Source organism: Pseudomonas sp. GW821-FHT02A11, from assembly GCF_059421985.1.
In genome coordinates, this window is the sequence record NZ_JBWKWB010000029.1 from 1 (window position 1) to 13,336 (window position 13,336).

General features: G+C 58.0%; 8 protein-coding genes, 1 tRNA gene and 1 pseudogene. 2 read left to right on the forward strand and 8 right to left on the reverse strand.

The window, feature by feature from the left end; translation table 11 throughout:
- Window positions 1-124: 124 nt before the first annotated feature.
- Window positions 125-913, forward strand: a complete 789-nt coding sequence (locus tag AC07V9_RS26035; protein WP_495018504.1) for a hypothetical protein — start codon at window positions 125-127, stop codon at window positions 911-913.
- Window positions 914-1,241: 328 nt separating this feature from the next.
- Here the strand turns inward: AC07V9_RS26035 and AC07V9_RS26040 are convergent, their stop codons facing one another.
- From AC07V9_RS26040 to rpsU, 7 genes and pseudogenes are all read right to left on the reverse strand, one after another.
- Window positions 1,242-2,009 carry a helix-turn-helix domain-containing protein gene (locus AC07V9_RS26040; RefSeq protein WP_495018505.1) on the reverse strand — a complete coding sequence of 256 codons (768 nt, stop codon included), beginning with the start codon at window positions 2,007-2,009 and terminating at the stop codon, window positions 1,242-1,244.
- 437 nt (window positions 2,010-2,446) lie between these two features.
- Complete coding sequence (locus AC07V9_RS26045) at window positions 2,447-3,508, reverse strand: site-specific integrase (RefSeq protein WP_495018506.1); 1,062 nt, start codon at window positions 3,506-3,508, stop codon at window positions 2,447-2,449.
- Window positions 3,509-3,634: 126 nt separating this feature from the next.
- Window positions 3,635-3,711 (reverse strand) — tRNA-Ile (locus tag AC07V9_RS26050).
- Window positions 3,712-3,726: 15 nt separating this feature from the next.
- Window positions 3,727-6,684, reverse strand: a pseudogene (locus AC07V9_RS26055) (sensor domain-containing protein); the annotation flags it as partial.
- A 433-nt stretch (window positions 6,685-7,117) separates the two neighbouring features.
- The gene (gene rpoD, locus AC07V9_RS26060) at window positions 7,118-8,965 is read right to left on the reverse strand and encodes an RNA polymerase sigma factor RpoD (RefSeq protein ID WP_495018507.1); all 1,848 of its coding nucleotides are present in this window, start codon (window positions 8,963-8,965) and stop codon (window positions 7,118-7,120) included.
- Between the two features lie 67 nt (window positions 8,966-9,032).
- Window positions 9,033-11,003, reverse strand: coding sequence for a DNA primase (gene dnaG, locus AC07V9_RS26065; protein ID WP_495018508.1), 1,971 nt, complete (start codon window positions 11,001-11,003; stop codon window positions 9,033-9,035).
- 247 nt (window positions 11,004-11,250) lie between these two features.
- Window positions 11,251-11,466 carry a 30S ribosomal protein S21 gene (gene rpsU, locus AC07V9_RS26070; RefSeq protein WP_108239945.1) on the reverse strand — a complete coding sequence of 72 codons (216 nt, stop codon included), beginning with the start codon at window positions 11,464-11,466 and terminating at the stop codon, window positions 11,251-11,253.
- 195 nt (window positions 11,467-11,661) lie between these two features.
- Between rpsU and tsaD the strand changes: the two genes are divergently transcribed.
- Complete coding sequence (tsaD, locus tag AC07V9_RS26075; protein WP_495018509.1) at window positions 11,662-12,687, forward strand: tRNA (adenosine(37)-N6)-threonylcarbamoyltransferase complex transferase subunit TsaD; 1,026 nt, start codon at window positions 11,662-11,664, stop codon at window positions 12,685-12,687.
- Window positions 12,688-12,743: 56 nt separating this feature from the next.
- On the opposite strand, the gene plsY is transcribed toward tsaD, so the two are convergent.
- On the reverse strand, window positions 12,744-13,313 hold the full coding sequence (plsY, locus tag AC07V9_RS26080; RefSeq protein WP_495018510.1) for a glycerol-3-phosphate 1-O-acyltransferase PlsY: 570 nt from the start codon (window positions 13,311-13,313) through the stop codon (window positions 12,744-12,746).
- Between the last annotated feature and the right edge of the window lie 23 nt (window positions 13,314-13,336).

The following is a 13,336-nucleotide window of genomic DNA, read 5'->3' on the forward strand; positions in this document are numbered from 1 at the left end:
TGTCCACTAAAAAATGGTGTCCACTATCTTGGCTAATTTGGAGGGCTGTCAGGAGAGGGTGCTGGCCGGACGGTTACGAATTTACTAAACGCCATGGCCTACCAACAATGTTATTGGAGACGATGTGACTAGAGAATTTCCAGCAGTACTTAAGCAATTTCCAGATTTCGTGGAGCCATTCATCAGCGCTATTTCGCTAATCAAGCCTGATGACGAAAGAACCCCGCCCGGTGACCATCAAGGTACAGGCTCGTTCTTGTTGCTGGATGATGTCAGGCTGCTAGTTACATGTGAGCATGTGGCAAACGTACCCGCCAACGTAATCTTGGGTATGACTCAGTATGGCGCCGAACATGCGCTATCTATTCCAGGTGCTTTTTCCGCAAGTGAGTATCCTGTAGATGTCGCGGCCATTCATATTCCAGATAAAAACTGGAATCGTGTACCTCACGCTGCAAGATGTGTAGAGTTAAATATGCTTTCTAGAAAGCATGAGCCAGTAGAGGGCGAGTACCTGTATGTGTATGGATTTCCTGGTGATGATGCAGCAGTTGGCTTCGGACAGCATAGTCATCGCGGATTAGCGGTTTTCTCGCACGAGATAGAGTTTTCAAGTGTTACAGTTGATGAGGAGCCAAAACCTGTAGAGCCCCATCATTTCTTTATTCCATATAACCCTGAGCACGCAAAACTATTGGAAGGCAGTAATTCAGTGCTCTCTCTCGCCGATGGGATGAGCGGTTCATTGGTGTGGAATACACGTTATACCGAGGTTACTAGCCAAGGAGGAGAGTGGAAACCAGAGGATGCGCGAGTTACGGGAGTGCTTTGGGGACACTCATCGAAAGCGGGTGTTTTGGTCGTGACCAAGATCGAATATCTCCGTTACTTTCTTAGCATTGATGCGGATTGACTGACCTGGCACTCAACCCGCTAGGCTCTGTACGAAATCCCGACAAACCCAATCGCCGCCGCTCGAACGCTAGCAGGAAGCTGGGTCAAGGGCATCACCGCAAGCCGCAGCGGAGCGCAGCCCGGTAGGGCGAGCACCGAACGGGTGAGGATGATGGGCGTAGCTGTACCCTTGATGCAGCTGTAAGCGACTAAGCCTAGCGACAGGGGGAGGAACAAGGCGAAGCCGCCGGACCTGCCCCTGCCGCCCGTCCGGCAAGGATAGGACGCGGGATGCAACCGAAGGGGGTGCCCAAGCGAAGCGCGGAGTGTTCGGAACCATGATGCTCTCATTGGTTAGGCCGGTTTCGCTGCAGCTTGGCAAGGAACTTGTTTCCAATCTCACGATTGATTTCGAGCACTTGTGCGTTCTGGCGCTTTTGGGCAGGCATCGCGGATTTTCTTTTTCTGTCCCTGGCGATTTCGAGTCCTAGGTTTGCTCTGAACTGCCCCGCCCGGTACTTCATCGCGACTCCTGAAAGCCAATACTCAGGAGCTTTTCTGATGAGGCCGTTGGCTATCGCTCCTGCCAGCTCATCGAGGAGCATTTGCGCATCATCTAGCGAAATGCCTTTGAGTATCCGATCAACCGAGCTTTTCGAGTGCATAGACAGCCCACCGGGGTAGGTCAACAGCAAGACGTTTGCTGGAGCTTCCTGTAGTGGTGTCTTTGATTTTGTTTTCTTTGGTAGTTCTTGGTCCGTCACCTTATCGACAGTGGGTGGTGACCCTATGCTGCCACTCCCCCCTGCCACATCGATGTCATGGGGGGGTGACACAGCCGTGTCGTTCTCTATCACGTTGACTGTGTAGAAATTGCTCGTTTGCGAGCCGTCGCCCCTGAAGCGCGGGGTGGAGGTGACGTATCCGGCACTGCACAATTTTTTAAGAACTCTCTGAATGGTGCGCGTGGATACCCCGCATTTATTGGCTAGGTGTTTTACACTTGCAAAACAAGGCTCGTTCGGGTTTTCGCACTTTGCGATGTATACCAATATCAGCTTTTCCTGCGCAGGCAGCTTCTGGTTGTACACCCAGTCGATTGTGCTGTAGCTCATAGTTAAGCTCGCAAAGCAGGTGCGTCGAGAGATAGTGCCTGGTTGACTTGTAGCGTGCGGAAATACACTCGTCGCCCCACGCGGACTACGGCAGGCTTCAGCTTTCGTGAAAGCTCTGAGTCGCTGTACATGGCGACTCTGAAGCCGTCTGGTGACCTATCCAGCAGGCTTGCGACCTGTGCCATGCTCATCAAAGGGCCGAATCGGTCTAGAAGGTACTCTTCAGCAGTCATGGACTTTCTCCTTGCTTACGTTGAATTACGTATCTTTGTAAGTTCGGAGTGAAGCTATCAATTAAGTTTGGTGACAGTAAAGACGGTGGAGTGTCGTTGAGTTGTCACCAAACTTGGCTCTAAGACCTGCTAGAAAACAGTTTTGAAAACAGGTTGACAACAATGTAACAACAGAAAGAAAACAATGGGAAAACAAAAGGGCGGTTATTTAGTTTCTAGTCTATCTAGCTTATGAACTAAATCTTCAGCCCGCAGATGAGTATAGCGCTTCAGCATCTGCATCGATTTATGCCCGCTAATTGCCGAAACTTCTTGATCAGAAAGGCCGCCCTCAACCAGCCTGCTCACGGCCTCGTGCCGCAGATCGTGAAAACGGAAGTCCGGCACACCAGCCATTTTCTTGATGGCCCCCCAGATCTTTGTGAACGCATAGGGGCGACGCTTTCCATCACGGCCAGGCTCGCCGAAAAAAACCAGATCGCAGTCAATTGGCCGCACGGGATTCGCCAAGGCTGCGCGGAAAATTTCGGTCGCGAGCTTCGTCAACGGAACGGTGCGGGCAGTATCATTTTTTGTATCCGACAGCCGGACGATCCGTTTTTGGACGTCCACCTGTGATTGCCGCAGGCCTGCAATTTCCGATGCACGCATACCTGTTGCCAAGGCTATTTGGACGATCCAGCCCAGCATTGGATTGCTGTGCTTGCCCACAGCAGCCATAAGACGCTTTTCTTCGTCAGCCATCAGGCGCCTGTTACGACCTTCACCGGGGCTCGGTTTTCGAATGTTGAGCACGGGGTTAAAGGTAAGGCCAAGTCCCCATTCCTGAATTGCGACTGTGAACAGGTGGCTAAGGAGGGCGAGTTCAAGTCGCACAGTATTATTGCTCGTGGGTTGGCCGCGGTTGGTCAGCGAGCCCAGACGTGTATCGCGATAGTTGGCGATCACCTCGGATGACAGAGCTGCAAGCGAATACTTTCCCAGGTGCTGGATCAGCTGCTGAGCCTTGGTCGCCTCGGCTTTCTGCGTGGTGGGCTTCTTGGTAGGGCTGACTTCGCGCAGATATCGCTGCAGCGCGTTTTCGAGTGTCAGTCGCTCGGACCCGCTGCGCTGGATATACACCCCCCGCACCATTTCATCTTCGGTGCGCCGTGACCAATCCTCCGCGTCGCGTTTGGTGCGGAAGGTTTTAGCGTTGGTCGGCCATCCGGTCTTGCGGATGACGGCCTTCCAGGTGCCGGCAGGGGTTTTGACGATTGTGGCCATCTGAAGGACTCCAAAGGCGTGCAAGCGAAGCCGCACTGTACCTAATTTGTACCTTCGGACCATAGGACTGATCCGGTTGCCACCAGCTCAAAACGCCGAAAGCCGCGCAATGCGCGGCTTCGAAGATGGTGGGCCCACACGGACTCGAACCGTGGACCAAAGGATTATGAGTCCTCTGCTCTAACCAACTGAGCTATAGGCCCCAGTCAGGCGGCGGATTATAACGACGGTTTCCGTGCTGTGCTATCCGAAAAGTCTGAAACGGTCATGCGAAGAAACGTCGCGCAAAATTCCTCGGGGCGAAGCGGCAGACTGACGATGTAGCCCTGGATCTGTTCGCAGCCTTCGTCGGCGAGAAATTGCTGCTGTTCGAGGTTTTCCACGCCTTCGGCGATCACGGTCAGTTGCATGCTGCGGCCCAGGGCGATGATGGCGCGCACGATGGCGGCGTCGTGGGGATCGTCGGGCAGGCCGCGCACGAATGACTGGTCGATCTTGAGGATGTCCAGCGGCAGGCGTTTGAGGTAGCTCAGCGAGGAGTAGCCGGTGCCGAAGTCGTCGATGGCCAGTTGCACGCCGAGTTTCTTCAGGCGATGCAGCACCGAGAGCGCTTCTTCGGTCTGGGACATGATGAAGTTTTCGGTGATCTCCAGCTGCAGGCAACCCGGTTGCAATTGGTATTGATTGAGCAGCTGTTCGATGCGGTTGACCAGGTTGGGCTGACGCAGTTGTGCGCCGGCCAGGTTGACCGACAGCGAGCCAAACACGTCGTAGGACTGATTCCACTCATAGAGTTGCTGGCAGGCCTGCTCAAGCACCCATTCGCCGATCTGTAGGATCATGCCGTTTTCTTCTGCCAGCGGAATGAAGCGCTCGGGTGGGACTTCTCCGAACGTCGGGTGGGTCCAGCGAATCAATGCCTCGGCACCCACCAGCCGCTGTGTCAGCAGACTGACTTTAGGCTGGTAGGAAAGCGTGAACTCGTTGCGTTCGATGGCCCGGCGCAGCTCGTGCTCCAGCGCAATGCGCTCGCTGGCCTGGGCGGTGAGGTCGCGGGTGTAGCTTTCCACGCGGTTGCGGCCTTTGGCTTTGGAGCGGTACATCGCCGCATCGGCGTTCTTGATAAGGGTCGCGACGTCGGCTCCGTCGGTGGGGAACAGCGCCGTGCCGATGCTGGTGCTGATGAAGAACTCGTGCTCGCCGGCCTGGAACGGCGCGGAAAAGGTGTTCAGCAGCTTGGTGGCGATGGCTTCTGCATCGTGCTCGGTCTGCAGGCCGGGCAACAGGATGATGAACTCGTCGCCACCCAGGCGCGCGACGGTATCGATGTCGCGCAGGTTTTCCTTCAGGCGCTGGGCAATGCCTTTTAGCAGCAAGTCGCCCACTGGGTGTCCAAGGCTGTCATTGATGTGCTTGAAGCGGTCCAGGTCGAGGAACAGCACCGCTCCCAGGCTGTGAGCTTCCTTGCTGTGCACCAAGGCAGCATGCAGGCGGCTTTCGAACAGGGTGCGGTTGGGCAGGCCGGTGAGTGGATCGTGGTGGGCCTGGTAGTCGAGACGAGCTTGAGCCTGTTTGAGACTGGAAATGTCGGCGAACACGGCGACGAAATGGGTGATGAATTTGTCGCGGTTGCGCACAGCGCTGATGGTCAGCCAGCTGGGGTAGATTTCGCCATTCTTGCGCCGGTTACTGATTTCGCCCTGCCAGTGACCTTCAGCGGTGAGCTGGTACCACATGGCCGCGTAGAAGGCGCTGTCGTGCAAGCCGGATGCGAGCAGGCGCGGGGTTTCGCCGATCGCTTCGCTCTCGCTGTAACCGGTGATTTCACTGAAAGCGCGGTTGACGGCGTTGATGCGCTGGCGAGTGTCGGTGATCAGCACACCTTCGGCCGTGCTCTCGAACACAGTGGCGGCCAGTTGCAGTTTTTCCTGCATCTGGTGGCGTTCGGTGATGTCCCGCGCGATGGTCAGCATGCAGTCTTCGCCGCCAATGGGCAGCGGGCGTGACGAAATTTCGCACAGCCGAATCTGACCATCCCTGCGCCGGATGTGGCTGGTGAAGTCTTTGACGAAGCCGTCGCGGGCGAGCTGCTCCAGCAGTTGCTGACGTTCGTTGAGGTCGACCCAGATGCCCAGGTCCAGCGTCGTGCGGTCCAGCGACAGCGAGCTGTGATAGCCGGTAATGCGGCTGAAACCGTCGTTGATTTCCACCAGCAGGCCGTCGCTCTGTCTCGAAATGAGCATGCCGTCGGGGGAGGAGTGGAAGGCCTTGGCGAACTTCTCTTCGGACAACTGCAGCTGCTGCTGGGCTTCCTTGAGCGGCGTGATGTCGCGCACGACCACGACCACGGCAGGCGTTGAGTCCAGATCGAAGGGTTCGGCTGACAGTAAACCGGTAAATGTCTGACCGTTGCTGCGGCGAAACGGCATCTCCAGGTTTCGAATGCTGCCTTTTTGCAGGCGCTGCAGCAGGCTGGGGCCGATGTTCGGGATGCCCCAGATGTTCATCTCTGTCGGGGTTTTGCCAATGATGTCGCTGGCGCTGAGGCCGATCTGCTCAACGAACGCCTGGTTCGCCTCAAGGAAGCAGCCATCGCAGAGCCGAGCGATGACCAGAATGTCCGGGCATTGCGCGAACACCGAAGCGAATTTGCCTTCGGACAGCCGCAGCGCTTCTTCGGTTTGCTTGGCTTCGGTGATGTCGATCATCAGGCCGCGCATGACCGGTTCGTGCCCGTAGCTGATCAGACTGACGATGTCGCGCACCCAAAGCACCTGGCCATTGGCATGGATCACCCGGTAATCGAGGCTGTGATCATTGCCCAGCGCGGTTTGTTCGTTGCAATAGGCCTGCGCACCGGCGAGGTCTTCGGGGTGCACGATGCTGCCCCAGAAGCCGGAACGACGCCACTGGTGCAGCGGATAACCGAGCAGGTTTTCGGCGTGAGGGGAAACGTAGTTGTAGGAATAATCCTGAATGTTGGCTTCCCAGGCGATGGCGGAGAGACTCTCGATCAAGCCGCGATAGTGGTACTCGCTGCTGCGCAGCTCCTGTTCCAGTGCGACGCGCCGGGAAATCTCCGAGCTGAGGCGGCGGTTGATGCGCACAACGATCGCCAGAATCGTCGAAAGCAGCAACAGACCGGGCAGGCCGTAAAGCAGGAAGTCCTGCCAGAATTTTCCAGTATTGGCGTGGGTAGGTGGCGACGTGGCCGTATCGGTGGAGCCTTGCGGCAGGTCGGCGTAAGCCAGTGTTTCATGCAGGCGATCGTCGAGGCTGAATAGCCCATTGCTGGCGATTTCCGTGAGGCGGGGCTCGCTCAAGCGCTCAATGTCGGTCGATGCAGCATCCGTACTCTGCATTGATTCCCCGAGCATACCCTGCCAGGCGGTCGCCACTTGAGGCGTAACCTGAGTGTCAGCCATGGCCGACCCCGTCAAGCACAAGAACACAATGGCCGGCATCCAAAACATGGCAGCCTCAGTCGTTTCAGTGTTGAGAATGAGTCGAGTGTAGCTGGCTGAGGGCTGGTGGCACAGTGCCGAAAACGTATTCCTTTGAGCGCAAAACCCCCGGCATGGCCGGGGGTTTTGTGATGACGCTATGCGCTTACTCGTCCAGGAACGAACGCAGGTGTTCGCTTCGGGTCGGGTGACGCAGCTTGCGCAGCGCCTTGGCTTCGATCTGACGAATACGTTCACGGGTTACATCGAACTGCTTACCGACTTCCTCAAGGGTGTGGTCAGTATTCATGTCGATGCCGAAACGCATGCGCAGGACCTTGGCTTCTCTGGCGGTCAGGCCGGAGAGGACTTCGCGGGTCGCCTCTTTCAGGCTTTCAACCGTGGCGACATCGATTGGCGACTGCATGGTCGAGTCTTCGATGAAGTCACCCAGGTGCGAGTCTTCGTCGTCACCGATCGGGGTTTCCATGGAGATCGGCTCTTTGGCGATCTTCAATACCTTGCGGATCTTGTCCTCAGGCATTTCCATGCGTTCGCCCAGCTCTTCCGGCGTCGGTTCGCGACCCATTTCCTGCAGCATCTGACGGGAAATACGGTTGAGCTTGTTGATCGTCTCGATCATGTGCACCGGAATACGGATGGTGCGGGCCTGGTCGGCGATCGAGCGAGTGATCGCCTGACGGATCCACCAGGTGGCATAGGTCGAGAACTTGTAACCACGACGGTATTCGAACTTGTCCACCGCTTTCATCAGACCGATGTTGCCCTCCTGGATCAGGTCCAGGAACTGCAGGCCGCGGTTGGTGTACTTCTTGGCGATCGAGATCACCAGACGCAGGTTGGCTTCAACCATCTCTTTCTTCGCGCGGCGGGCCTTGGCCTCACCGATCGACATGCGACGGTTGATGTCCTTGATTTCCAGCACGGTCAGACCGGTTTCTTCTTCCAGCGCGGTCAGCTTTTGCTGGCAACGCTGAATGTCGGCCTGCAGGCGACCAATGGCTTCGGCGTATTTGCTCTTGCCTTTGGCCAGCGCGTCGGTCCAGCTCTGGTCAACTTCGTTGCCCGGGAACTGGCGCAGGAAGTCGGCACGCGGCATGCGGGCATCACGCACACACAGCTGCATGATGGCGCGCTCTTGTGCACGCAGGCGCTCAAGTGCGCTGCGAACGCGTTCAACCAGGCCTTCGAACTGCTTGGGAACCAGCTTGATCGGCATGAACAGCTCGGCCAGCGCCAGCAACTCGGCGTCAGCCTGCTTGCTGCCACGACCGTGTTTTTTCAGGGCCTTGAGCGTGACGGCCATCTGATCGGAGACGGCACCGAAGCGCTGAGCAGCGATGACCGGGTCCGGGCCGCTTTCGGCCTCTTCCTCATCATCGCCGTCGGCGGACTCTTCGTCGTCATCGTCGGAGTCGTCGGCTTTCGCGGCTTTCTGATCGACAGGAATCGGCGCTTCGGCAGGCGGCGCAATGCCGTCGTCCGGATCGATGTAACCGCTCAGGACGTCGGACAGGCGACCGCCTTCGCTGGTGACGCGATCGTATTCGGAGAGAATGTGCTCCACGGTGCCCGGGAAGTGAGCGATAGCGCTCATCACTTCACGGATGCCTTCCTCGATGCGTTTGGCGATTTCGATTTCGCCTTCACGAGTGAGCAGCTCGACCGTACCCATTTCGCGCATATACATGCGCACAGGGTCAGTGGTGCGACCGATGTCGGTCTCCACCGCTGCCAGCGCTGCCGCTGCTTCTTCCGCAGCGGCCTCGTCGGTATCGGCGTCGGCCAGCATAAGGGCGTCCGCATCCGGAGCACTCTCGTGTACGGGGATCCCCATGTCGTTAATCATGCGGATGATGTCTTCCACCTGCTCGGGATCTGAAATATCCTCGGGCAGGTGGTCGTTGACCTCGGCGTAAGTCAGATACTTCTGCTCACGGCCCAGTTTGATCAACTCAATGATACGAGACTGCTGTTGCGCTTTTCCGGACATAACACCCTATCCACTGAAGGTCTTGGCGGGCAAAAAACAAGCCGAGGATTATACCCGAGCTCGGACCTCACGCGCCAGTTGAGGTCGGGGTTTGTGCAGGAACTTTGCGATTTAACAGGTTGAGCAACTGAACTTTTTCCTCAGCACTCAGCCCGGTCTGCCGTTCCTTCCTGATCAATTGATCCAGGCTTCGCTCGCGTTGGCGGGCGGACAAGCTAGTTATAGTGTCGAAAAACTGTTGTTCAAGGTTATCGGCCGAGATCAGCCATTCCTTTTCCGCCAGCTGTCGTAATAGTCGTCCCTGATCGGTTCCGTGCCAGCGGGCGATCAGTTGCAGCGACCGCAGCTTCGGATTTTTTTGCAGCGCTTCAAGCAACGCGACCAGCAATTGCGAGTAAACGTTGTCTTCGGCCGCGAAGTGGCTGGTATCTTCCACTTTCTGCGACAGGTCAGGATGATGCAGCAGTGTCCTGAGCGCTGTCAGCGTGGGCGGCTCGACCGTCGCCGGAGTGCGTGGCGTGCGCGGTTCGAAATCCGGGCGTTTGCCGTTCTTGTCCCACTTCTTGCCCTTTTCCCACGGCTTGTTTTCCCACTTTTTCTTCTGCCCGGACGGCGCCTGCGGTGCCCACTCCTGTTGCGGCTCGTAGGCGTCGTGCGGCGGGTAGTCGCCGTATTCGGGCACTGAGTCGTAGTCGAAACCCGGGTCGTAGATCGGCGGCGCTTCAGCCGGTGCCGATTGCACCATCTGAGTAACCGCGGCGGCGTCCAGTCCGGTAATTTCCTTGAGTCGCCGACGCATCAGCTCGCGAAGGTTGGCACCCGGTACTTTTTCGATCAGCGGTGCCGCCAGGGTGACCATGTGCGCCTTGCCTTCCAGAGAACGGGGGTCCGCTTCCTTGGTTAGCTGCTCGAAGAAGTAATCGGCCAGCGGCTGCGCATGCTGATTGATCCTGGCCTTGAACGCATCGGTGCCTTCGGCGCGGACCAATGTGTCCGGGTCCTCGCCCTCAGGCAGAAACAGAAACCGCGCTCGACGACCGTCCTGCAAGCTCGAAAGCGTCGCTTCAAGCGCTCGCCAGGCCGCGTTGCGACCTGCCTGGTCGCCGTCAAAGCAAAACAGCACGTTGGGCACTACGCGAAACAGGCGTTTCAAGTGTTCTTCGCTGGTCGCCGTCCCGAGCGTGGCGACGGCATTGCGCAAGCCTTGCTGGGCCAGGGCGATGACGTCCATGTAGCCTTCGACAACGATGATCTCGTCGAGGTTGCGATTGTGTTTGCGTGCCTCGAACAGGCCGTACAACTCCTGGCCCTTGTGAAACACCGGCGTTTCCGGGGAGTTCAGGTATTTCGGCTTGTCGTCACCCAGCACTCGGCCGCCAAAGGCGATAACGCGGCCCCGGCTGTCGCGAATCGGAAACATCACCCGATCGCGGAAGCGGTCGTAGCGCTTGCCGGTTTCGGCGTTCTCGATCAACAGGCCGGCGTCGATCATGGCCTTTTGCTGAAGGGTGTCGCTGCTCAGGTGTTTGTAGAGATTGTCCCAGCCGGGCGGGGCGAACCCTAGGCCGAAATCGCGGGCGATCTCTCCCGAAAGGCCACGGCCCTTCAGGTAGTCCACTGCGGATTTGCGTGTCGGATGGCTTTTCAGCGCGGCACGGTAGAAATCGGCAGCGGCGGTCAATAACGGGTAAAGCGGCGAATCCGTGGGTTGTCGGGGCTTTTGGCCTCTGACGCCCTGTTCGCGGGGTACTTCCATGCCAGCGGCTTTGGCCAGTTCCTCGACGGCCTGGGGGAAATCCAGATTGTCGTGGTCCATGATGAAGCCGAGTGCGTTGCCGCCTGCGCCACAGCCGAAGCAGTAATAGAACTGCTTATCAGGGCTAACGCTGAACGACGGCGTCTTTTCCTTGTGGAAAGGACAGCAGGCACTGAAATTCTTGCCGGTTTTCTTGAGTTGGACGCGCGAGCTGACAACATCGACGATGTCGGTGCGGTTCAGGAGGTCGTCAATAAAGCCTTGGGGAATCAGTCCGGCCATGGCGTTCTCATCATCAGGCGCCCCGCCAGAAAGATCGTGGCGAATCCAAAGCGTAACGACGGTTGCTTGGTCAGTGTAGACGGGTCAACGTAGCCTGGTTCAGGCTGGAAGAGTTCGACGGAGCCTGTCGTGATCGCGTGCGCGACGTCGAAAGCCTCGGTCTGTAAAGCGTGGAGCTAAAACTGTAACTGCCGACAGCCCGGCTTTGAAGGCCGGGCAAGGCAGAAGCTTGCGACGAACGCCTGTATTAGTACAGACGAACGGCGCGGCGCTGTTCGCGCTGAACTTTCTTGGCGTGACGCTTAACAGCAGCAGCTGCTTTACGCTTACGCTCGGAAGTTGGCTTCTCGTAAAATTCGCGGCTACGAACTTCGGCCAGAGTGCCGGCTTTCTCGCAGGAGCGCTTGAAACGACGCAGAGCTACGTCGAAGGGTTCATTCTCTTTAACTTTGACGGCTGGCATCCAGAGCTACCTTCATTCATTACCGGGGTCGACGCCTCGCACAACACTTGTACTGAGTACGCCGGTTTTAAGGGTTGCGGATGTTAACCCCTCGGCGCGAGGAATGCAAAGCCTCTGATCGAAAAGCACTGGTCGCAGGCATGAGCGGCGACTATTATGCGCGCCTTCGAAATCAGCCTCCACAAGGCGTACCCCATGTTAGTACTGGGAATGGAAACATCCTGCGACGAGACCGGCGTAGCGCTCTACGACAGCGAACGCGGGCTTCTCGCCGATGCATTGTTCAGCCAGATCGACCTTCACAGGGTCTATGGCGGCGTGGTGCCCGAGCTTGCTTCGCGCGATCACGTAAAACGCATGCTGCCCCTGATTCGTCAGGTGTTGGCCGAGGCCGATTGCGCCGCGACCGAGATCGACGCGATCGCTTATACAGCCGGGCCGGGCCTGGTCGGGGCCTTGCTGGTCGGGGCTTCCTGCGCTCAGGCGCTGGCATTTGCCTGGGACATTCCGGCACTGGGCGTTCACCACATGGAAGGTCATTTGCTGGCCCCGATGCTGGAAGAACAACCGCCGGAGTTTCCGTTCGTCGCTTTGTTGGTTTCCGGTGGTCACACGCAGTTGGTTCGCGTCGATGGGATCGGCCTGTATGAGCTGCTGGGCGAAACCCTGGACGACGCCGCCGGCGAAGCCTTCGACAAAACCGCCAAGATGATGGGCCTGAATTACCCCGGCGGCCCCGAGATTTCCCGTCTGGCCCTCAAGGGTGTACCCGGGCGTTTTACCTTTCCGCGGCCGATGACCGATCGTCCGGGCCTGACGTTCAGCTTCAGCGGTCTGAAAACCTCGGCTCTGAATACCTGGCAGCAATGTCAAAGCGCTGGGGACGACGGCGAGCAAACCCGTTGCGACATCGCGCTGGCCTTCCAGGATGCGGTGGTAGAGACTCTGACCATCAAATGCAAGCGCGCGCTGAAACAGACCGGGCTCAAGCGTCTGGTGATCGCCGGTGGCGTCAGTGCCAACAGGGCGTTGCGTCAGTCGCTGGAGTCGATGCTCGGCGGTCTGGGCGGCAACGTGTATTACGCGCGTCCCGAGTTCTGCACCGACAACGGCGCGATGATTGCCTTTGCCGGTTGCCAGCGCCTCATGGCTGGCCAGCGTGAAAGCCTGAGCATCAGCGTTCAGGCCCGTTGGCCGATGGAGCACTTGCCGGGTTTGTAACACGCAGCGAACGATGAAAGAAAAAGGCTCCTATGAGCCTTTTTCATATTTTGCTTTCAGAAATGCCGTTCGCGCCCGGCGAAGAGGTCGCGTAGATTGCCGCGATGACGCCAGACGATCAGCAAGGTCAGCACCGTCATGGGCAATAACGCATGAGGTTCCTGCCAAGCCAGTAGCGGCAAAGTCAGCGGCGTTGCGATCAGCGCGGCCAGTGAGCTGGTGCGGGTCAGGTAAAAGGTCAGCAGCCACGCGGCGATGGCCAGCAGCGCTGCCGGTGGGTAAAGGCCCAGCAGCATGCCGGCGGCAGTGGCCACGCCCTTGCCACCACGAAAGCGAAAGTAAAGCGGGAACAAGTGACCGAGTACGGCGTAAAGTCCGATCCAGGCCTGTTGCCTGGGATCGAGCCCGATCCAGCCGGCGATCAGCACGGGGATCAGCCCTTTGCAGACATCGCCGATCAGCGTCAGGATAGCGAGCTTCTTGCCTGCCAGACGCAACATGTTGGTGGCGCCTGCGTTGCCTGAGCCACTGGCGCGCGGGTCCGGGCTGCCGCTGATGCGGCTGAGCAGGATGGCAAAGGACAGCGAGCCGAGCAGGTAGGCGAGGATCGCCAGTAACCAAAACATGCTAACCATTCCGGGCGGGGATG